21 protein-coding genes are annotated in these 20,862 nt (G+C 64.0%); 13 read left to right on the top strand and 8 right to left on the bottom strand.

What is annotated here, in order from left to right:
• The first annotated feature begins 277 nt into the window (after positions 1-277).
• From C0617_RS07300 to C0617_RS07285, 4 genes are all read left to right on the top strand, one after another.
• Positions 278-1,885: a multiheme c-type cytochrome gene (locus C0617_RS07300; RefSeq protein WP_291316361.1), complete on the top strand. Its 1,608-nt coding sequence runs from the start codon at positions 278-280 to the stop codon at positions 1,883-1,885.
• A 105-nt stretch (positions 1,886-1,990) separates the two neighbouring features.
• Positions 1,991-2,518, top strand: a complete 528-nt coding sequence (locus C0617_RS07295; RefSeq protein WP_291316360.1) for a hypothetical protein — start codon at positions 1,991-1,993, stop codon at positions 2,516-2,518.
• A gap of 561 nt (positions 2,519-3,079) precedes the next feature.
• Positions 3,080-4,744, top strand: coding sequence for an AMP-binding protein (locus tag C0617_RS07290; protein ID WP_291316359.1), 1,665 nt, complete (start codon positions 3,080-3,082; stop codon positions 4,742-4,744).
• A gap of 50 nt (positions 4,745-4,794) precedes the next feature.
• Entirely contained in the window at positions 4,795-5,985 is a 1,191-nt protein-coding gene (locus C0617_RS07285; RefSeq protein WP_291316358.1) for a Xaa-Pro peptidase family protein, read from the top strand.
• A 219-nt stretch (positions 5,986-6,204) separates the two neighbouring features.
• On the opposite strand, the gene C0617_RS07280 is transcribed toward C0617_RS07285, so the two are convergent.
• The 7 genes from C0617_RS07280 to C0617_RS07250 form a co-directional block, all read right to left on the bottom strand.
• Positions 6,205-7,038: a Sir2 family NAD-dependent protein deacetylase gene (locus tag C0617_RS07280; protein WP_291316357.1), complete on the bottom strand. Its 834-nt coding sequence runs from the start codon at positions 7,036-7,038 to the stop codon at positions 6,205-6,207.
• 83 nt (positions 7,039-7,121) lie between these two features.
• A complete protein-coding gene (gene ybaK, locus C0617_RS07275; RefSeq protein ID WP_291316356.1) occupies positions 7,122-7,604 on the bottom strand; it encodes a Cys-tRNA(Pro) deacylase in 483 nt (160 codons plus the stop codon).
• Between the two features lie 19 nt (positions 7,605-7,623).
• Positions 7,624-8,436, bottom strand: coding sequence for a rhomboid family intramembrane serine protease (locus C0617_RS07270; RefSeq protein ID WP_291316355.1), 813 nt, complete (start codon positions 8,434-8,436; stop codon positions 7,624-7,626).
• Between the two features lie 169 nt (positions 8,437-8,605).
• Complete coding sequence (locus tag C0617_RS07265; protein WP_291316354.1) at positions 8,606-9,529, bottom strand: NAD(P)H-binding protein; 924 nt, start codon at positions 9,527-9,529, stop codon at positions 8,606-8,608.
• A 173-nt stretch (positions 9,530-9,702) separates the two neighbouring features.
• On the bottom strand, positions 9,703-10,830 hold the full coding sequence (locus tag C0617_RS07260; RefSeq protein ID WP_291316353.1) for a DUF362 domain-containing protein: 1,128 nt from the start codon (positions 10,828-10,830) through the stop codon (positions 9,703-9,705).
• Entirely contained in the window at positions 10,827-11,222 is a 396-nt protein-coding gene (locus tag C0617_RS07255; RefSeq protein WP_291316352.1) for a secondary thiamine-phosphate synthase enzyme YjbQ, read from the bottom strand. The genes C0617_RS07260 and C0617_RS07255 overlap by 4 nt, the downstream gene beginning before the upstream one ends.
• The gene (locus C0617_RS07250; RefSeq protein WP_291316351.1) at positions 11,219-12,064 is read right to left on the bottom strand and encodes an alpha/beta fold hydrolase; all 846 of its coding nucleotides are present in this window, start codon (positions 12,062-12,064) and stop codon (positions 11,219-11,221) included. Before C0617_RS07250 ends, C0617_RS07255 begins: the two co-directional genes overlap by 4 nt.
• 171 nt (positions 12,065-12,235) lie before the next feature.
• On the opposite strand from C0617_RS07250, the gene C0617_RS07245 reads away from it, so the two are divergent.
• From C0617_RS07245 to C0617_RS07210, 8 genes are all read left to right on the top strand, one after another.
• The gene (locus C0617_RS07245) at positions 12,236-13,129 is read left to right on the top strand and encodes a tyrosine recombinase XerC (protein ID WP_291316350.1); all 894 of its coding nucleotides are present in this window, start codon (positions 12,236-12,238) and stop codon (positions 13,127-13,129) included.
• An 82-nt stretch (positions 13,130-13,211) separates the two neighbouring features.
• On the top strand, positions 13,212-13,733 hold the full coding sequence (locus tag C0617_RS07240) for a peroxiredoxin (RefSeq protein ID WP_363324370.1): 522 nt from the start codon (positions 13,212-13,214) through the stop codon (positions 13,731-13,733).
• A 184-nt stretch (positions 13,734-13,917) separates the two neighbouring features.
• Positions 13,918-14,370, top strand: coding sequence for a ferritin family protein (locus C0617_RS07235; RefSeq protein WP_291316348.1), 453 nt, complete (start codon positions 13,918-13,920; stop codon positions 14,368-14,370).
• Between the two features lie 7 nt (positions 14,371-14,377).
• Entirely contained in the window at positions 14,378-15,022 is a 645-nt protein-coding gene (locus tag C0617_RS07230; RefSeq protein WP_291316347.1) for an HAD family hydrolase, read from the top strand.
• A 129-nt stretch (positions 15,023-15,151) separates the two neighbouring features.
• A complete protein-coding gene (locus tag C0617_RS07225) occupies positions 15,152-16,324 on the top strand; it encodes an SAM-dependent methyltransferase (protein WP_291316346.1) in 1,173 nt (390 codons plus the stop codon).
• A 99-nt stretch (positions 16,325-16,423) separates the two neighbouring features.
• Positions 16,424-16,645, top strand: coding sequence for a NifU family protein (locus C0617_RS07220; RefSeq protein ID WP_291316345.1), 222 nt, complete (start codon positions 16,424-16,426; stop codon positions 16,643-16,645).
• A gap of 38 nt (positions 16,646-16,683) precedes the next feature.
• Positions 16,684-16,878, top strand: coding sequence for a hypothetical protein (locus tag C0617_RS07215; protein ID WP_291316344.1), 195 nt, complete (start codon positions 16,684-16,686; stop codon positions 16,876-16,878).
• Between the two features lie 238 nt (positions 16,879-17,116).
• Positions 17,117-18,193, top strand: a complete 1,077-nt coding sequence (locus C0617_RS07210) for a hypothetical protein (RefSeq protein ID WP_291316343.1) — start codon at positions 17,117-17,119, stop codon at positions 18,191-18,193.
• Between the two features lie 91 nt (positions 18,194-18,284).
• Here the strand turns inward: C0617_RS07210 and C0617_RS07205 are convergent, their stop codons facing one another.
• A complete protein-coding gene (locus C0617_RS07205) occupies positions 18,285-19,562 on the bottom strand; it encodes an outer membrane protein transport protein (protein ID WP_291316342.1) in 1,278 nt (425 codons plus the stop codon).
• A 300-nt stretch (positions 19,563-19,862) separates the two neighbouring features.
• Between C0617_RS07205 and C0617_RS07200 the strand changes: the two genes are divergently transcribed.
• Complete coding sequence (locus C0617_RS07200) at positions 19,863-20,678, top strand: methyltransferase domain-containing protein (protein WP_291316341.1); 816 nt, start codon at positions 19,863-19,865, stop codon at positions 20,676-20,678.
• Positions 20,679-20,862 lie beyond the last annotated feature (184 nt).

The following is a 20,862-nucleotide window of genomic DNA, read 5'->3' as shown; positions in this document are numbered from 1 at the left end:
CAACCCCTCGTCCCGCATCCCCCAATTCTCCTCTGACAAACCGTCCCCGCCTCATCCCCGGCCTCTCCTCCCCCGCGACAACCAATCCGATGATCTGCATCCGTTTCCAACGGATCAAGAAAACCCCGGTTCTTTGACCCACGTCAAATGTTAAACAAAACAAGATTGGTAGGGTATGGCCCACGGTGTTAAAGAACCTGAATGTTTATCGCTATTTCAACGGCAGGCAACAGTCGCTGGCGGATGTCCGCCCACCAAACTCAGGGGAGGTAAATAGATGAAGAAGTGGTATTTGGGGGTTTCGGTAATGATGGCGCTGGCCCTGGTCGCCCTGGTGGGGGCCGGCACGGCCCTGGCCGCGCCGCAGGTCGACAAGGATTCCAAGAAGTGCATCGCCTGCCACGAGGCCGCGGGCATGGCGCCCAAGATGATCGAGCAGTGGGAGAAGTCGAAGCACGCCGAAAACGGCGTCGGCTGCCTCTCCTGCCACGGGGCCGAGGAGGGCGACTTCGACGCCTTCGCGCACAACGGCTACACCGTCGGCCTTTACCCGACGCCGAAGGACTGCTCGGCCTGCCACGCCGAAGAGGTGACCGAGCACACCAAGTCGAAGCACGCCTACCCCTTCTGGCTCTACGCCCCGGCCGACCGCGCCATCTTCGAGCCGATCGTCGGCACCAAGCAGGGCTGCGAGTCGTGCCACAACATCTCCAACCTGTGGCCGGACGGCTCGGTCGGCGAGTGCGACGCCTGCCATCCCAAGCACAGCTTCTCGGTCGAGGTCGCCCGCACCCCGCAGACCTGCGGCGAGTGCCACCTCGGCCCCGACCATCCGCACATCGAGATCTACAACGAGTCGAAGCACGGCAACATCTACGCCGCGCAGGGCGACAAGTGGGACCTCTCCTACCGCTCCGAGGACCACAAGAACGTGCCGATCGAGGCCCCGGTCTGCACCACCTGCCACATGGACGCCGTGGGCGAGGTGAAGTCGACCCACAACGTCTCCGAGCGCCTCGCCTGGGAATCCCAGGCCCCCTGGTCCTACCGCACCGTCTGGTTCGAGGAGGAGCTCGGCAGCTGGGAGGAGAAGAGCGACCGCATGCAGACCGTCTGCGCCAACTGCCACGCCCCGACCTTTATCGGCGACCACTTCCTCGCCTTCGACCTGGTCAACCTGCAGTACAACGAGATCCGCCGCGAGTTCCTCAAGTGGACCAAGCTCTATACCGAGAAGGGGCTGATCAAGCCGCTCAAGGAGACCTTCAACGACGGCACCGAGCGCAACCAGTCCGCCCTGGTGATCAACGCCGGCTGGTACACGGCCGCCTCCGAGCTGATGTACAACGGCTGGCACCATGAGGGCCGCCGTTTCCGCCACGGCTCGGCCATGGGCGGCGCCGACTACGTGCAGTGGCACGGCATCTGGGAGCTGCAGCACGACCTGCAGGAGATGATTGGCTGGGGCGCCGAGCACGGCGTGGAGGAAGCGAAGAAGATCGCCGAGTCGGACTCTCCGGCCAGGTTCTTCACCTACAAGCTCTACGATTACCCCGGCGGCGCCTACTCCGTCGCGACCAGGGAGCAGCAGGCGGTGGCGACGGTCCAGCAGTACATCCCCGACTACTGGGAGAAGGTCAAGGCCAACGTCGAGCAGGCCTTCACGCAGGGCCTCCTCTCCAAGGCCGCCTGGGAGCGCTGGATGGAGCGCTACGACAACAAGGACCACTATGACTGCACCAAGTACGGCGACCACCCGATCTACGCGCCCTACGAGAAGCGCAAGGCCAGGGAGCTGAACCTGAAGGATCCCAACTCGCCCCTCTCCCGGGCGATCAAGGTCGGCCTGCCGTCTCCGTCCCCGGCCGAGGAGAAGATCAAGTAACTCCGGCTCCTGCTTATCGCAGCGTCAAGCGGGAGGGCCGAACCCCCTCCCGCTTGACACCGCCGGGAGCGGTTTCACCGAACGACAACATCGAGGAGAGCGCGCGTGATGGGTATGAAGGGCAAGATTTTGAACGCTGCGGCGGTTTTGGCGGCCGCCATCCTGATCGTCTCGACCGGCCATGCCTTCAGTGACGGCGTGGTCGCCAGCCTGGACGGGGAAAAGATCACGGTCGCGACCCTTTCCGATTATGTCAGTGAGGTGGCCGGGGACAAATACGCGCCTTTGCTGAACGACGGGGAGGGGCTGCGGACCCTGGCCGACTTCTATATCAACCGGGCCCTCCTGCTCGACTACGCCCGGCAGACGGTGGACAGAGAAGACGTCATGGTCAGAAACCACAACGCCCGAAGCGTCGATGAGTCCGCCATGGTTCTCACCGCGCTGCTGAAAAGCGAGGTCCAGGGCAGGGTGCGCGTTTCGGCCGAGGAGGTGGAGGGCTACATGAAGACGAAGAGGGTGGCGTCAGAGAAGGTGGCCGAGCGGGAGCTTGCATCGCTCCGAAAGGCCGAGCTGATGACAGCCCTCATTGCAAAGGTGCGCATGGGCCATGACATCCGGTATTTCGACTAGGCGTTCGGCACCCTGTCGCAACGATGATCGCGTCGGCAGTCGGCCGGGGAACTTCCCCGGCCGATTTGCTTTTGGATCGCGGCGGCCGCGCCGGGAATCCGGGGTCGAACCTGGCCGCGGAGGAGCGGTAGCCGATGGCCCCATGGGGTTGATGGCAAAGCCGCATTTAGCGATTTGGTTTTGACTCAAACCAAGAAGTACGCCGTCCACAGAAAATGTGGACAGGGGTGTGGATAAGTACCTTGGGGAAGATTAAGGGAGCGAAACTCTCAGGCGATTTAGCTTTTTGCCTAGAAAAAACACAGCCGGGTCGGGGATGCCTAAAATTTAAAATATCCGCAAGATCACTATATTAAGAATTCGAATTCGGGATCCGGCCGAGGCCCCCCTCTGGTCGGGGGCTCCTGCCCCCTGAAAGTCGGGCCGAACCTTTTGGGATTGACACAAACCGCTCCCTGTGATATTCAAAAACCGCATAAAAAACGAATAGTTAGGTGGGCCGATGAATATTCGGGCCCGCCACACAAAAGTTTCTGGATAGCAAACAGAAGGAGGACTTCAATGGCCGAAACCCTGCACTTCACCCTCGGCGGGCTCCTGGAAGACACCGCCCGGCGCTTCCCCGAAAACGACGCCCTGGTCTATCCCGACCGGGGCCTTCGATACACTTACCGCGAATTCAACGCCCTCTGCGACCGGCTCGCCAAGGGGCTCCTGAAACTGGGGATAAAAAGGGGGGATCACGTCGCCATCTGGGCGACCAACGTCCCCGAATGGGTGATGCTCCAGTTCGCCACCGCCAAGATCTGGGCGGTCCTGGTCACCGTGAACACCAGTTACAAGAGCGCCGAACTGGAGTACGTGCTGGACCAGTCCGACTCCACGACCCTCTTTCTCGTGCAGGGGTTCAAGGATACCGATTACGTGCAGACCACCTACGACGTGGTGCCGGAGCTGAAGGCCGGGCAGTCCGGGGCCCTCGCCTCGGAGAAGCTCCCCTTTCTGAAGAATGTCGTTTATATCGGCGCCGGCGCCCCTGCCGGGATGCTCGGCTTCGGGGAGATCGAAAAAATGGGACAGTCGGTCTCCGACGCCGACCTCGAGGCGGCCAAGGCGGGCCTCGACGAGCACGAGGTGATCAACATGCAGTACACCTCGGGGACCACGGGCTTTCCCAAGGGGGTCATGCTCACCCACCACAATATCGCCAACAACGGCTACAACATCGGCGAGTGCATGGAGTTCACCGAGAAGGACCGGCTCTGCATCCCGGTCCCCTTCTTCCACTGCTTCGGCTGCGTCCTCGGAGTGCTGGCCTGCGTCACCCACGGCTCGGCCATGGTTCCGGTCGAGACCTTCAACCCCGAGGAGGTCCTCAAGACCGTCGCCGCCGAGAAGTGCACGGCCCTGCACGGCGTGCCGACGATGTTCATCGCCGAGCTCGATCATCCCAACTTCGCCCGCTACGACCTCTCCTCGCTGCGCACCGGGATCATGGCCGGCTCGCCCTGCCCGACCGAGGTGATGAAGCGGGTCATCCGCCACATGAACGCCTCGGAGATCACCATCGCCTACGGCCAGACCGAGTCCTCCCCGGTGATCACCCAGACCCGCACCGACGACCCCATCGAGCTGCGGGTCGCCACCGTCGGGCGCGCCCTGCCCAACGTGGAGGTCAAGATCGTCGACATCGAGACCGGCGAGGCCCTGCCGCCCGGCAAGCAGGGGGAGCTCTGCACCCGCGGCTACCTGGTGATGAAGGGGTATTACAAGATGGAGGAGGAGACCGCCCGTGCCATCGACCATGATGGCTGGCTGCACACCGGGGACCTGGCGGTCATGGACGAGAACGGCTACTGCAAGATCACCGGGCGGATCAAGAACATGATCATCCGCGGCGGCGAGAACATCTATCCGCGGGAGATCGAGGAATTCCTCTACACCCACCCCAAGGTCTCCGACATCCAGGTCTACGGGGTGCCGGACCGCAAGTACGGCGAGCAGGTGATGGCCGCCATCAAGCTCAAGGAGGGGGTGGACTGCACCGAGGAGGAGGTCAAGGACTTCTGCCGCGGCCGGATCGCCAATTACAAGATCCCCTATTTCGTCAAATTCGTCGACGAGTTCCCGATGACCGCCAGCGGCAAGATCCAGAAGTTCAAGCTTCGGGAGATGGCCATCGAGGAGATGAACCTGGAGGAGGCGACGGAGGTCGAGACGGCTTGAACCTCGTACCCTGAACCCCGTACCCTGAACCTGTTCCCAGGAGGAAACCGATGCGCATCACCCCCGCAAGCGAGCTTTCGGCCCGCACCCAGAAACTCCAGGCCCTGATGCAGGGGGCCGGCCTCGATGCCGTGCTGATGCTCCAGAGCGCCGACCTGTTCTATTTCACCGGCTCCATCCAGCAGGGGGTCCTCTACGTCCCCGCCGCAGGCGAGCCCCTCTACATGGTGCGCAAGGACCATGGGCGGGCCCGGATGGAGTCGGGCCTGAAGGAGGTCGTCCCCTTCAAGAGCCCCCGATACATCCCCGAGGTTCTCGCCGATTTCGGCTACGCCATGCCCAAGACCGCCGGGATGGAGCTCGACGTCCTCCCCGTGGGGCTCTTCGGGCGTTTTCAGAAGGTGCTCGAGGGGTGCGTCATCTCCGACGCCACCCCCCTGATCCGCACCGTGCGGGCGGTCAAGTCCGACTACGAGATCGAGATCCTCAAGGACGCCGCCCTCCAGGTGGACCAGGTCTGCAAGCGGGCCCGGGAGGTGATCACCGTCGGCATGACCGACATCGAGCTCGCCGCCGAGCTCGAGTTCACCGCCCGCAAGGCGGGACACCAGGGTCTCACCCGGATGCGCGGCTTCAATTCCGAGATCTTCTACGGCCACGTCTTCTCCGGGGCCGACAGCGCCGCGCCGGCTTTCAACGACACGCCCCTCGGCGGCCTCGGGCTCAACCCCTATGTCGGCCAGGGGGCCAGCTACAAGCGGATCGAGGCCAACGAGCCGATCATCATCGACTTCACGGGGGCCTTCGACGGCTACATCGTCGACCAGACCCGGGTCTTCTGCATCGGCGGCCTGCCCGACCCGCTGGCCAAGGCCTACGAGGACATGCTGCGGGTCCAAGACCTGGCCAAGGAGATCGCCCGGCCCGGCGTGGCCTGGGGCGAGCTTTACGACCGGTGCCACGACCTGGCCTGCGAGATGGGCTATGCCGATCACTTCATGGGCGCGGCCGGCGCCCAGGTCTCCTTTATCGGCCACGGCATCGGCATCGAGGTCGACGAGTTCCCCTTCGTCGCCCGCGGCTTCAAGGACCAGGTGCTGGAGGACAAGATGGTCTTCGCCTTCGAGCCGAAGGCGGTCTACCCCGGCCTCGGGGCGGTCGGCATCGATAACACCTTCTGGGTCGCCCCCGACGGGCTCACGCATCTGACCTTCTCCGATCAGGAGCTGGCGGTGCTCTGAGGCTCCGTCTACAAACCCGGTGTTCCGTGAGAAGGCCCCTGGTTCGAGCAGGCCTTCTGTCAAAAGGGTTGAAACCCCCAGGCAACAGCCAGACGAAAAGCCCCGGGAACGGTCTCCCGGGGCTTTTTCCGTGTCGGTAAAAGGTTTTCCCGCCCCACTCCTGCGGGGCGGGTCGTTAACCCTTTTTGCGCAGAACCGCGAAAAGGCCCCGTTCCGGCCTCACCTCTCTTGCAGGCAGCCCTCGATGCCGCGCAGCCCCTCCATGGCACCGCAGGGCAGGCCGATATGACCGCCGCCGATGTGGGGGTCGCGGGTGTTGATGCGGACCACCGTGGCGCCGCGGCGGGCGCCGATCTGTTCGCTGAGGGAGCGGATGGTGGGGATGGCGGTTCCCGCTCCCATCTCGATGACGGCCAGGGGAGCGTCGCGGTGCTGGTCGAGAAAGAGGTCGAAGCGCATCTGCTGGCCGCGGGAGCGGTTGCTGACCCAGGAGTAGTCGCCGAACATGAGGATGTTGGGGCGGGCGGTCTCGCCGCAGTGGACGCAGCGGGGGACGTGGCGGGATCGCATCGTCTCGAGGTCGATATCGATCTTTTCGGTGTTGTCCCAGATCTCCATGGAGCAGGGGCCGGTGCACTGCAGGTGGTGGATGGAGCCGTGCACCTCGAGGATCTGCTCTTCGGCGAAGCCGGCCTTCTGGAACTGGCCGTCGACGTTGGAGGTGACGACGAAGGTGTCGAGGCCGAAGCGTTCGGCCCACCGGCGCAGCAGGGCGAAGCCGGCGTGGGGGACGGTCTGCCGGTAGAGGTTGGTGCGGTGGCCGTAGAAGCCCCAGCCGAAGGCCGGGTCGCGCTCGAAATGGGCCGGGTTGGCGGCGTCGACGAAGGAGAGGCCGAGGCGGCGGTAGGGGGGGTAGGCGTTCCAGAATCCTTCGTCGCCGCGGAAGTCGGGCAGGCCCGAGTCGACACCCATCCCCGCGCCGGCGGTGACGATCAGGGCCCGGGCGGCCTTGACCGCCTCTGCGGCCTGGACGAAACGGTCGGCGAGTTCCATGGGCGGTCCTCCTTGGGCTGGGCCGGGAAAATGGAGCCCGGCAAACGGTGAAGGTGATAGGGCGGCACTTCGGGGGAGGGGGATCAGATACCGACCTTCACCGGGGTCGGGTCGAGCAGGCGCGCCAGGTCGCCGGGGTCGATTTCGACGAGGAAGCCGCGCTTTCCGCCGTTGATGAAAATCGTCTCCAGGGCCAGGATCGTCTCCTCGACGTAGACCGGCATCGCCTTGCGGGTGCCGAAAGGGGAGGTCCCGCCGACCAGGTAGCCCGAATGCTTCTGCGCCATCGCCGCATCGCAGGGGGAGACGCTCTTCACCCCGATGACCCGGGCCAATTCCTTGGTGGAGACCTCCCTGTCGCCGTGCATCAGGACGACCAGGGGGCGCTTCGCCTCGTCTTCCATGACCAGGGTCTTGACCACCGCGTGCTCCTCCACCCCCAGCTCCCGGGCGGAGACGGAGGTGCCTCCCTTTTCCTCGTAGGGGTAGAGGCGGGGGGTGAAGGGGACCGAGTGCTGGCGAAGCATGCGGATCGCCGGGGTGACGGGGGATTTGTCCTTGGCCATGGGGAGGCTTCCTCTTCGTTTAGCCCGAGCGGGCGAACCACGAGATGACGAGCATGGCGAGGCTGACAAGGACGGCCGCCAGGCTGAGCCCTCCGAGGAGGTTGAACAGGGGGGCCGCCGTGCGCCGGCCGCGGACGCCCAGGGGAAGGACCAGGCCGAGGGCCGCCCCGCCGAGGGCCCCGCCGAGGTGCCCGGCGTTGTCGGCGCCGACCACCAGGCCGAAAACGAAGGCGAAGGCCGCCCACTGGAACATGAAATTGCGGATGTGGTGTCCCGGCGGGCCCATGCGATGGTAGTAGGCCACTGCGAATCCGATCAGGCCGAAGAGCGATCCCGAGGCGCCGACCACCGGGGTCATCGGGTGCCAGAAGTAGCCTGCGGCAGTGCCGGTCAGGGCGGCCAAGGTATAGAGGAACAGGAAGCGGGAGGGCCCGATTTCAGACTCGACGAGCGGCCCGACCTGGTAGAGAACCACCATGTTGAAAGCGAGGTGGATAAGCCCGCCGTGGGTGAAGGCGTAGGTCAGGCAGCGCCACCACTCCCCCTCCACCAGGACCAGGGGCCAGTACTGGGCCCCGGAGTGGATCAGGAGGTAGGTGGTGGGGCTGAGGATCGGGCGCAGGCCGAGCCCGGCGGCGGTCCCCTGCAGGACCATGAGAGTGTAGAGCGCCAGGTTGGCGAAGATGATGATGCGGGTCAGGGACGGGCCGGTGTGGCCCGGGGCGCCCTCGGAGCGGAAGAAATTGCCGAAGGTCCGCTTCCAGCGACGCAGGCGCCAATGCCAGTTGGTGCCCGCCGGCCCGGGCCGGGAAAAAAAGGGGTTGTGATTCAAGACAGTTTCCTCCGGGATGGGTTGCCCACAGACTATCGCATAAAGGGTTCGGCGGGGCAACAGGTTCTCTTCCCGAAAAGCCCGGAGTTCTCGAAAGACCGGCGGCGGACGGGGTAGCCCGGCATGGAGACGAGACAGGGGCGGGGGAGGCACCGGATGCAGGGCAGTCTCAGCCGGGTCGGGCCGGCCGAGCGGCGTACTCCTCCGTCAGGGCGCGGCGCACCGCTTCGTCAAAGGGGGTCTGGCTGAGGGGCAGCAGCTCCCGAATGCGCTCGTCGCGGCAGACCACCTCGTTTTTCAGCCCCTCGATGAGGGGAATCGCCACCGAAGCCTTGACCGGCGTGGCCAGGGCGACTCCGTAGGCGAAGAGGCGCACCGGAAGCAGGGGCAGGGGCAGGTAGAGATTGAGGGTCCCGGCCACGCGGGCGAGGCGCTCGAGCATTTCGTGGTAGGAAAGGACTTCCGGGCCGCCGATGTCGAAGGTCTGTCCCGCGGTGCGCTCGTCCTTCAAGCAGCCGACCAGGTAGGCGATGACGTCCTCCACCGCGATCGGCTGGCAGCGGGTGTCGATGGCCGTTGGAATGGCCAGCAGGGGCAGGCGCCGCACCAGGGAGCGGAGGATCTCATACGACGCCCCGCCCGCGCCGATGATCACGGCCGCTCGCAGCACCGTGACCGGAAATGCCGCCTTGCGCAGGGTCTCCGCCACCTCCAGGCGGCTGGCCAGGTGTTCGGAGAGGTGGTTGCCGCTCTCTCCGAGGCCCCCGAGGTAGATCGTCCTGCGCAGCCCGGCTTCTTCTGCGGCGGCCACGAAGTTTTCCGCCGCCTCGCGGTCTCGGCGGCGGAACCCCTCCCTCCCTTCGCCCAGGGCGTGGACCAGGTAGTAGGCCGTATCGACATCCTTCAGGGCCCCTTCCAGGGAGGCGGGCTCCAGCAGGTCGCCCATGACCCCTTCGGCCCCGGGCGCAAAGCCCTCTTCCGCTCTGCGCGACAGGCAGCGGACGACGAACCCTTCCTTCAGAAGCGCCTCCACAAGGCGCCGGCCGATAAAGCCCGTCGCGCCGGTCACGAGGACCCGTCTGCTCGGTTCCATTATTTTCCTCCTTCGGAAAAACGGGATCGTTCCAGGGGTTGATTCAAAGTCTAGCCGAAACGAAACAATTTTCCCGGGGGGGGAGGCGGGGAGAGGGGCGGAGTGCTTTTGACGGCCTCCGGGCAGAAGCGATTGGCCTCCTGGGGCTCTTTGCCGGAGCGGGGCGGCATCCGCTAGCGGCCGCCTAGAAAGCGGGCCAGGCGAAGGAGCAGGCCCTGGCGGGTGAGGATGGCGCCGTGCGGACAGAGCTCCTGGCAGCAGAAGCAGCCGATGCAGCGCCGGGTGTCGATGAGCAGGTGTCCCCGGTCGATTTGCATCGCCTGCGGGGGGCAGTGCTTCACGCAAAGCCCGCACAGCTCGCATCGTTCCGGGTCCGCTTCCGGCATGGCGGTCAGGTGCCGGCGCAGGGGGTTCTTGAGAATGGGGGGCAGGCCGAAGTTGACGTCCGTCGACTTGGCCGGACGAAAGCTTCGCGGCCGCAGGGCTTTGGGCTCGGCGCCGACGCTCTCCACCTCCGGCAGCTCTCGGCGCTCCCTCGCGACCTTCAGGGTCCAGACCGCATCGGGGCGCAGGCCGAGCAGCTCGGTCGCCGCGATGTCCACCGCGAGGGGGTCGGTTCCGGCCAGAAGTGCGCCGATCTGAACCGGGTCGCCGCTGCCCGGGCCGTTCCCCTCCATGCCGACCACCGCGTCGACGATGGAGAGGGCGGGGCGGACGCGCTCGGCAATCTCCAGCAGCATCAGGGCGAAAAAGGCCTTGTCGGTGCCCGCCTGGAGGTGGAGGCGGATCTTGCGCATGCCGACCACCGCGCCGAAGAGGTTTTTGACCGCGCAGGTCATGCCCATCATCTGGTGGGTCTTGAGTTTGGGGAGGTTGATGACGACGTCGGCTTCGAGGACGTCACGGGCCAGCTCGAGCTCCTGAAAGGTGCCCCCCCCGCTGCGGATTCGCACCGACTCGTCGAAGGGGGCGAAGCGCGCCCCGGTCTCCTCTATCACATCGAGGATTCCGCTCCGGCCGGCCACATGCCGCGGCGAGCCGAGGCCGGGCGAGTCGCCCACCGAGACGATCCCCCCCGCCTCCTGGACCAAACGGATCACTCCCCGGACCAGCTCGGGATGGGTGGTGACGGCCTTTTCGGGGGCCTTGCCCGCGAGCATGTTCGGCTTGAGCAGGACCTTCTGCCCCGGGCGCACGAAGGCCCCCATGCCGCCGAGGGGGGCGAGCAAGCGGGACAGGGCATCTTCCATCGCGGAACGCTCGTAGCCGGGGACGGCGAGCAGAGAGACGCGCTCTTTCATCCGGCCTGGACCTTGATGTGAAGCCGGCGCCTGCGGGGGCCGTCGAACTCGCAGAAGTAGATCCCCTGCCAGGTTCCCAGGACCGGCTCCCCGTTCTCCACGAGAAGCGTTTCGCCGGCTCCCACGAGGGAGCTTTTGAGATGGGCGGCGCTGTTGCCCTCGGCGTGGCGGTAGTTGTCCTCGAAGGGGACGATCTTGTTCAGTTCCATGGCCAGGTCGCGGACCACGTCGGGGTCGGCGTTTTCGTTGATGGTCACCGCTGCGGTGGTGTGGGGGACGAACAGGACGGCCAGGCCCGAGCGGGCGCCGCTTTCCCTGATCGCACGGCGTACCTCGGCGGTGACGTCGATCAACTCGACCTGCTGTCGGCTGACGACCTCGATGACGGTCATGGCTCTTCCTTTCGCAACGCGTTCAGCAGCGTCTCGAAGACCCGGGAGCGGTAGAGCAGGGCGGTGTGACCCATGCCGGCCAGCTCCTCGTTGCGGCTCCCCTCCAGGCGGGCGCTTTCAAAGGGGAGGATGATGTTGTCGTGACGGCTGTAGATGGAGGTCACCCGGGTCTCCGGGGGGAGGGGCGCCTCGGCCAGTCGGTGCAGAAAGGGGGATCCGGGAAGTACGAGCTTTCCCAGGGGGGAGAGGGCAAAGGGGGCCAGCTTGGATCCAGCGTTTGGGGTTCCGAGCAGGACGCACATCGCCACCTTGTCGGCCCCCCCGCGAAGTTGCAGATAGTTGCGGGCGATGATGCCGCCCATCGAATGGCCCACCAGGCTGACCTTGTCCACTCCGGTTGCGTGGCGCAGTTCATCGACCTTCTTGGCGACGCGCTCGGTCAGGGTCTCCACGTCCTTCCAGGGGGGCAGGTTGAGGGTGTAGAGGGCGTTCACCCCCCGCCGGCGCAGGCGGTACTTCAACCACAGCCAGCAGGCGCGGTTGTGAAACAGGCCGTGGAGAAAGATCACCGGAGTCTGCTCTTCGGCGCGAACCATTTTCTCCCGGGGGGCGGTCCAGCCGAGGGGATGCACCAGGACGGAGGCGGCCAGGCAGAGGGTCTCGGAGGCGATCAGCCCCAGGGCGAAGGCGAGGCGTCCCCCGGAAAACCGGTCTTCGACCAGCTGCGGCTCCCGGTTGGCGTATTCGTACCAGGCGATCGTGCAGCTCAGCACAACGACAGCCGCCACGACAATGAAGACCACCCCCATGACACCACTCAAGAAGCTGAAAAGAATAGACATATCGTCTCCTTAGATGATTCGATTATGGCATGGGCGCGATCAGCCGTCAACGCGGCAAGACACCTCGGCCGTCCCGGGCGCGATTTCTCTCGCGGAAGCAGGCAGAGGCGATGCCTGGAAAATCCGTACCAACAGTGTTAAGCTGGCCCGAAATGGGTCAGGGGGTGAACCTTGCGTCAACTGATTGAGCGATTCGACAGGCACCTGGGGGTGGAGAGGAACCTCTCCGAGCACACCCGCTGCGCCTACCGGAGGGACCTGGAGGCCTTCCGGGTTTTTGCCGAGAAGCACCTCGAGGCTCGGGGGGAGGAGCTGGTGCGCGGGATCGACCATCTGCTGCTGCGCCGCTACCTTGCCGAGCTGCACGGCCGCAACAAGAAGAGCACCATCGGCCGCAAGCTGGCGAGCCTGAGGACTTTTCTGCGCTACCTGGTGCGGGAAGGGGTGCTGCAGGCGAACCCCGCGGAGATGACCTCTTCGCCCCGCCAGGAGCGCTACCTGCCCCAGACCCTGTCCGTCGACGAGGCCTTCGTCCTCCTTGACGGGGCGCAGCAGGTCGACCTCCGGACCCTGCGCGACCGGGCTATCCTGGAAACCCTCTACTCCTGCGGTCTTCGCGTGGGGGAATTGACCGGCCTCGACGTCGGAAGCGTCGACCTGGAACAGAGCCTGGTGCGGGTTCTCGGCAAGGGAGGCAAGGAGCGGATCGTCCCGGTCGGGCGCCAGGCTTTGGGAGCCCTTCGCCTTTACCTTGAGGCCCGGGGAACCCCGGGACGGGGGGAGCCGATGTTCCTCAACGTCCGGGGCGGGCGCCTCACCGCTCGCAGCATCCAGCGCAACCTCAAAACCCAGCTTCTTCGGGCCGGGATCGCCAAGCCGGCCACCCCCCATGCCCTGCGCCACTCTTTTGCCACCCACCTGCTCGACGGCGGGGCCGACCTGCGTGCCATCCAGGAACTGCTCGGCCACGCCTCCCTCTCCACCACCCAGAAGTACACCCAGGTCAGTGTCGACCGCCTGATGGCCGTCTACGACCAGTCCCACCCCAGGAGCCGGAAAAAGTAACCGAGAAGGTCAGCATCTCTTGACAGGGACCGTCGCCCGGCTAAACTCCATGAAAAAATCGAAGGAGGAACGCCTCATGGCTATGTTGCAGGTTGGTCAACCGGCGCCCGATTTTACCCTTGAGGGCGTGGACGGCAAGGACTTCAGGGAGGTTTCTCTCTCCGACTACCGCGGCAGGTGGGTGGTCTTGTTCTTCTATCCTCTCGATTTCACCTTTGTCTGTCCGACTGAAATCGTCGGTTTCAACGAGCGTTACCCCGAGTTCAAGAAGCTCGGCGCCGAGATCCTCGGTGCCAGCGTCGACTCCAAATTCTCCCACCTCGCCTGGATCAGCCAGGAGTTGGGGGAGCTCCATTACCCCCTGCTTTCGGACATCACCAAGGAGGTCGCGCGCAACTACGGCATTCTTATCGAGCAGCAGGGGGTCAGCCTGCGCGGGCTCTACATTGTTGATCCCGACGGCGTCCTGCGCTACGAACTCGTCCACGACCTGAACGTGGGACGCAGTGTCGATGAGACCCTGAGGGTGCTGGGGGCGCTGCAGACCGGGGAGCTTTGCCCGATCGACTGGAGGCAGGGCATCAAGACCCTGGGCAAGGGCTGACCGGGGATTCCGAAACAAGTCACGGGAGGCCAGGGGCAAAAGGGGCAGGCCGCCTCGGAAGGGGATCGTTCCGGCAATTCCAAGTCACCAAAATCAATAGGAAAAGGCAGGGTCAACGCTTTGACATCGCGGCCCGCCATGGTAGACTGAAAACTGTTTCCCTCTCCTGCAGGAGTTTGCCGCCATGAAAGATCTCTCTTTCACCGAAATCGTCCAGGTCGCCATCCGCAAGGAGGAGGAGTCCGAAAAATTTTACCAGAAGGCCGCCCGGATGGCCTATCGCTCGGGAATCCGCGAGATGTTCCTGGAGCTGGCCGGCGAGGAGGCCGGTCACAGAAAACTGCTCCTGGGCCTCGGGTCCGGCTCGGCTCCCGAAGGCCACCCCGAGGACGTTCCCGATCTGCGCATCAGCGAGTACCTTGTCGAGCCCCCCCTTACCGAGACAATGCACTACGACGAGATCCTGCGCATGGCCATGAAGCGGGAGGAGAAGGCCGTCCATCTCTACGAGCACCTGCTCGCCAAGGTTCAGGACGAGGAGGGGCGCAAGCTCGTCACCTATCTCCTGGAGCAGGAGCATCGGCACAAGTTCCGCCTTGAGGGGGAATACGACGAAAACGTGCTGGAGGAAAACTAGTGCCGCCATGCTGACCAGCCTCGATCAGGTGCGTTCGATTGTTTTCGACCTCGACGGAACCTTGTACACGTCCCCGGCCATTGTCGAGGAAATCCAGGCCGCCGCCGAGATGATGGTCGCCGACTCGCGCGGGGTCTCCCGCAGCAAGGGGCGGGAGCTGCTGCGCCTCGCCCGCAGGAGGTTGGCCGAGGAACTGGAGCAGGAGCCGACCCTGACCCGGACCTGCCTGGAGATGGGGATCGAGGTTCGCGAGTTCCACCGGGCCCTGCGGCAGCAGATCCACCCCGAACGCCATCTCTCTCCCGACCCGGTTCTCTGCGCTCTGCTCGATTCGTTGCGCGAGCACTGCGATCTCTACATCTACACCAACAACAGTCTGGCGCTGGCCGGGAAGATCCTCGCCCTGCTCGGGGTCGAAGAGCAGTTCGCGCGCCTCTATACCATCGAGTTCGCCTGGACTCCCAAGCCCGATCCCGACACCCTTCAACGGATTTTGGAGGACATCGGAGGCCCCGCGGAGAGCTTTCTCTTTATCGGCGACCGTCGCCAGGTCGACCTGTCCCTCCCCGAATCGCTCGGCATCCCCACGCTTTTGATCGGCGAGACCTCTGACCTGCTCCAGATCCACAAACTCCTCGGCATCATTCCCTGAGACATACTTTTCCCGCGCCTCTTATTTCACGATGGATCGCCTCGATCCTTCATCGAACGCAGTCCTTGTTTTCGCCCCCCACCCTGGGGTAATATGCCCCTTTCGTCCAGCATCGAAAGGGGTATCCGCATGAGTCAAGAGCAGGCTGCAGCCGGCCAGCTGGAGCTGGAGGCGTTCATCCGCCGGCGCATCGCCGAGGCAGGGGGAATCACCTTTGCCGAATATATGGGCCACTGCCTCTATCACCCCGAGTACGGCTACTACATGGCCCCCCGGGAGCGGATCGGCAAGGGGGGGGACTTCTTCACCTCCTCCAGCGTGCATTCCCTCTTCGGCCGGCTGGTCGGCCGCCAGTTCCTGCAGATGGGGGAACTTCTCGGAGGGGACGGTTTCACCGTCGCCGAGCAGGGGGCCGGGGAGGGGCACCTGGCCCTCGATATTCTGGACGCTCTCGCCGAGGAGAGTCCCGAGTTTTACCGGACGCTTCGCTACCGCCTCGTGGAGATCAGCCCCGACAACCGCGACCGGCAGGAACGGCTGCTGGCCGCCCATAGGGAGCGGGTCGAGTGGTGCACCCTGGACGAATTGCAGGGGATGGAAGGCTGTTTCCTGTCCAATGAACTCGTGGATGCCTTCCCCGTTCACCTTGTCGAGAAGCGCGACGGCGCCCTCCGGGAAGTGTTCGTCGTCTCCGAGGGGGACGGCTTCGCAGAGGAATTGCGTGCCCCTTCCACCCCGGATATCGCCGGGCGCTTCACCGGACTGGGGATGGAACTCGCAGAGGGGAACCGGGCCGAGGTCAACCTGGAGTCGACTCGCTGGATGCGCCGTGTCGGGGGCCTGCTCGGCCGCGGCTTCGTTCTCACCATCGACTACGGGTATCCCGCCGCAGAACTGTACTCCCCCCTGCGCCGGTCAGGCACCCTGCTGTGTTACCATCGCCACAGGACCAGCGAGGACCCTCTCCGGAATGTCGGCTTGCAGGACATCACCGCTCACGTCGATTTCACCTCTTTGCAGAACTCAGGCGAGGAGGCGGGTCTGGACTCTCTCTATTTCGGGCACCAGTACCAGTTTCTCCTGGGGCTCGGCTTTGTCGAGGGACTGCTCCAGTTGCAGGCGCGGGAGACCGACGAGAAACGGGCGCGGGCCCTGCGCCTGACTCTCAAGAACCTCATTATGCCCGATGGGGGGATGGGGGAGACCTTCAAGGCCCTGGTCCAGGGCAAGGGGGTCGGTCGTCCGCAACTGCTCTGCAGCCGTTCGATCGGCGACATCTCCCTGCCGGCGGGGATGTTTTGAAAACTTCGGCACAGAGGATCGTCCCCGCTCCTGCGGGGACCGGCTTGCGCGCCCCCGGGGGGCGGCTATAATCAAAAAAACAATCAGGAGGAAACACGCATGAAAGAGAAAGTCCAGGAAGCTCTGAATCTGGTTCGTCCCGCCCTGCAGGCCGACGGCGGCGACGTTGAACTGGTGGATGTCACCGAAGACGGCATCGTCAGCGTCAAGCTCACCGGGGCCTGCGGGTCGTGCCCCATGTCCACCATGACCCTCAAGATGGGGATCGAAAAGACCCTCAAAGAGAGGATTCCCGAGGTCAAAGAGGTGGTGCAGGTCTGATCGAGGAAGTCTAACCCGTTTTCTGAAAGGATGGAGTTATGGTCAGGGTGAAAACCTTCGGCGAACCGCTTCAGGCCTTCAAGACCCACAAAGAACTCGACGAACTCGATGCAAGGGTCAATGCATTTATCGCGGAGAAAGGCGTCAGAAAGGTCATTTCCGTGAGCGATGCCCCGACCACCGAGGGCGGTTCCACCATCGGCCTGGTGCGGGTGCTGGTCTACGAGGAGTAACTCCGGATCAAGGAAACGCAGAACAGAAAAGGAGCCCGACGGGCTCCTTTTCTGTTTCCGGGGAGACATTTATTGAAAGCCGAAGCCGTTACCCGCTTTTGCGATGGGGCGGTCGGAGCGAGGCAATGGTTGGCTGATGGAATCGGTTCCTGATCACTCAGGCCCTTATGGCCTCCCGGCCAAGGCAACGAAGTTTTTTTGGTTTGGTTGCGTCGTCTCGGCTCTGCTGGGGCTGCTCTTGTTGGCCGGATGCTCCCCGGGGCGCGGCTACGAGGCGGCCCTGGTGCTGGCGGACATGGCCGCCGGGGAGAAGCCGAGCCTCCTGAAGCGGACAACCCCGGAGCCGCGCGTGACCCCCGTCGCCTTCGCCGTGGACGGGCGCGGCTACCGGGGGGATCTCTACCGGCCGGGCGAGCAGGCCCTGGCCGGGATGCTTCTGGTTCCGGGCGCCGCGGAGAAGGGAAAGGACGACCCGCGCCTGGTGGCCTACGCCCGCACCCTCGCCCGGGCCCGGTTTAACGTCCTGGTGCCGGATCTGGAAAGCTTGCGGGCGTTGCGGGTGGGGCCAGGCAACGTGGGGGAGGTGGTCGACGCCTTTTCCTGGCTGGTCGACCGCGCAGGGCTTGTCCCCGGCGGAAGGGCGGGCATCACGGCCTTCAGCTACGCGGCCGGGCCAGTCCTGTTGGCGGCAATGGACCCGACGATCCGGCATCGGGTGAAGTTCGTCCACGCCGTCGGGGGGTATTACGATCTTCCGGCGGTGCTCGGTTTTTTCACCACCGGCTATTTCCGGGAGGCGGAGCGATGGGGATACCGTGAACCCAACGCCTACGGCAAGTGGGTCTTTGTGCTGAGCAACGCGGGGCGGCTATCCGAACGGGCGGACCGGGAGGCGCTGGAGGAGATGGCGTGGCGCAGGATGGAGGATCTCGGCGCCGAACTCTCAGACCTCGAGGCGATGCTCGGCTCCGAAGGGCAGGCGGTCTACGCCTTTGTTGCAAACGGCCAGCAGGATCGGGTCGCTTCCCTGTTCCAGGGACTGCCCGCAGGAATCCGCAATGACATCGAGGCCCTCGATCTTTCCGGCAAGGACTTGTCACATCTTTCGGCTCGCCTTATCCTGGTGCACGGCACCGACGACGATATCATTCCCTACACCGAAAGCGTCGCCCTGGCCGGGGCCCTGCCGCAGGGGCAGGCGCGGCTCTTTCTCGCCGACGGGTTGGCCCACGTGACCCTTCGCCCCGGCCTGTTCAGCCGCTGGCGACTGTGGCGGGCGGTCGACGCATTGCTTGGAGAGCGGGAGGGCGAATGATTGCGGCGCCCCGGATCCCAGGGCAAAAAAAGGCTGGCCGGGGCAGGTATCTTGACGGCGGGGAGGCGGCAGGAGGAGATTGCCTCGACACTCAGAACAAGTAGGTGACGCTGGCTCCGAGCATGTGCAGGTCCGATTCGTAGCTGCCGTCGGCCTTGTCGATCGGTTCCGCCGAGGAAAGGGGAACCGCGTTCTTCTTTTTCCGGTCCTCGAAAAGCTGGTAGGCGTAGCTCGCGGCGACCTTGAACCGGCGCAGGGTCAATTCGCTGCCGATGCTGAAGACGTGGGCATCGCTGTCGGGGATGGTGGGATCGAAGGTTTTGTCGGGGACGGGGGTGTTTCCGTACAGGTACCCGGCGAGAACCGAGGCTCCGGGCGAGAGCCGATATCGGGCTCCGATGTTGTAGGCGAAGACGTCCTTCCAGTCCCGGTCGGTGGTGTCTGTCTGGCCGGTCTCGAGCGCGATCTTCAACCGCTCGAAATCGGACCACCCCTCCCAGCGCAGGCCGGTCTCCAGGGTCAGGTCCTCCAACCCTTCATAGCAGATGCCCGCATGGAACTGCTGGGGGAGGGTTATGTCCGATTTTCCATCGACAGGGGGCTGTTTCCCGGAGGGGATTCCATCGGGGAGTCCGGCGGGAAAGGTGAACGTGGCCTCGCCTTCGATGTCGACTTCGACCTTGCTGCGGTAAGATGCGCCAAAGGTAAAGTCATCGTTGATCCTGAGCGCAAGGCCCAGGTTGTAGCCGAGACCGGTTCCGTCCCCATCGAACTTCTGCCCGATGTCGAAGGAGAGGGGAATCCCCAGGGAGGAGGACTTCAAGCGCTTCTCCAGGGTGGCATCGAGGAGAAGGATGTCAAGGCCCGCCGCCAGGGTCAGGCGGGGGGCGACTCGGTAGGAGAGGGCGGGGTTGATATTGAAGGTCTTCAGTGTCGATTCAGTGGTGATGTAACGGCCCTCCCAGTCCTCATCCCATTTTGTTCCCAGGCCGAAGGGGTTGAAGACTCCAAGGCCCGCGCTGAATTGCTCATTGAGTTTGTGGGAGATGTACAGGGTGCTGGGGGTGAAGACGGTGCTGTCGGTTTCGAGACGGCGTCCCGAAAGGTCGCTTTCGAATTCGCGGGAGGGAAAGATCAGGGTCGTGCCGAGCAGGACCTGGGTTCCTTCCAAGCCGTTCAACAGGGCGGGGTTGAAGAATACGACCGAGGGATCGGAGCCATGGGCGGTGACCGCGTTGCCTTGGCCCAGCGCCGCTGCGCCGTGGGTATAGACCGCATATCCGGAAGAGTGGGCCTGGGCGGCGGAGAAAAACAGAACGGCCAGGAAGATAACAAAGCAGTTTCTTTTTTTTGCCCAACGTCTGTTCATCGAGATCTCTCTTCCCTGAAAGTGGTACTCTTCTCTGGCCCCGGCGAAAGGCCGCTTCTTTGCGCAACACAGGTATATCGGTATTTGAGGGCCGTTACTTCACGGCAAATCCGGCAGTCGGGAAACCCTTGGCGATTGACGGCCCAAGGGACCCGTGCTATAAGCCGAAGCTTTCGGAACCTGCGCCCTGCAGCGGGTTGTTCAAAAGATTCTTCGGTTTGCCTGCGACATTATAAAGAAAACGATGGCGAGGTAAAAGAGAAACCTACCTAATAAATAGTGAATGATAAGGGGGGAGACATGAAGAAAGGTGATTACCTGATGGAGGGCCAGGACGAAGTCCGTCGCCTGGACATAAAAACAGACAACGCGATGACGGAAAAACAGGCTTTGTGGGCCGGTCTGGCCCCCGGGATGCGGGTGGCGGACATCGGCTGCGGTTCGGGCAAGACCACCTCCAAGCTGTTCGAACTCGTTCAGCCGGGCGGACAGGCCCTGGGGGTCGATCTGGCCGAACAAAGGGTCGAGTATGCTATCGAGCACTATGGCGAAGAAGGCCTGGAGTTCAAATGCAGGGATGCCAGGGGCCCTCTGGAGGACCTTGGTCTGTTCGATTTCGTCTGGGTGCGGTTTGTCCTGGAGTATTACCGGAAAGACAGCCGGGAACTGGTGGAGAACATCGCCAAAATCGTCAAGCCGGGCGGCACCCTGTATCTCATCGATCTGGATCATAACTGCCTCAGCCATTACGGCCTGCCGGCAAGGCTGGAGCGGGTGATTATCGATGTCATGAAGAGCCTGGAGGAGAAGGCCAATTTCGATCCCTATGTGGGACGCAAGCTCTACTCCTATCTTTATGACCTCGGTTTCGAGGATATCGGCGTCGATGTCTCGGCTCACCACGTGATCTATGGGGAGTTGAAGGATTCCGATGCTTTTAACTGGATGAAGAAGGTGGAGGTCGCACCGAAAAAGATCGGATATGAATTCACCGACTACGAAGGGGGCTACGATGAGTTCCTGGCGGAGTATGAGGCGTTTTTTTCCGACCCGCGCCGCTTCACTTATACCCCGGTGATCGCCTGTCGGGGGCGCCGGCCCCTGGTCGAGTCCTGACCCCTCCGGCGACTACGCGGCAGCCGATTCGACCCAGGATTCGATCGATTTGATTGTTTCGGAGTGGACTTCGAGGAACTCGACACCGAAGCCGGGGGGAAAGGAAGGGCTTTTCTGGAGGCTGGCATGGTTGACCCAGGCGATCCTGCCGAGGGCTTTCACGAAGAGGTGGGTGGAGCCGGGC

The sequence above is a fragment of the Desulfuromonas sp. genome (assembly GCF_002868845.1).
In the GTDB taxonomy this organism is placed as follows: domain Bacteria; phylum Desulfobacterota; class Desulfuromonadia; order Desulfuromonadales; family BM501; genus BM501.
Note: the sequence above shows the minus strand (reverse complement) of the source record. Positions and strands in the feature narration are given on the sequence as shown.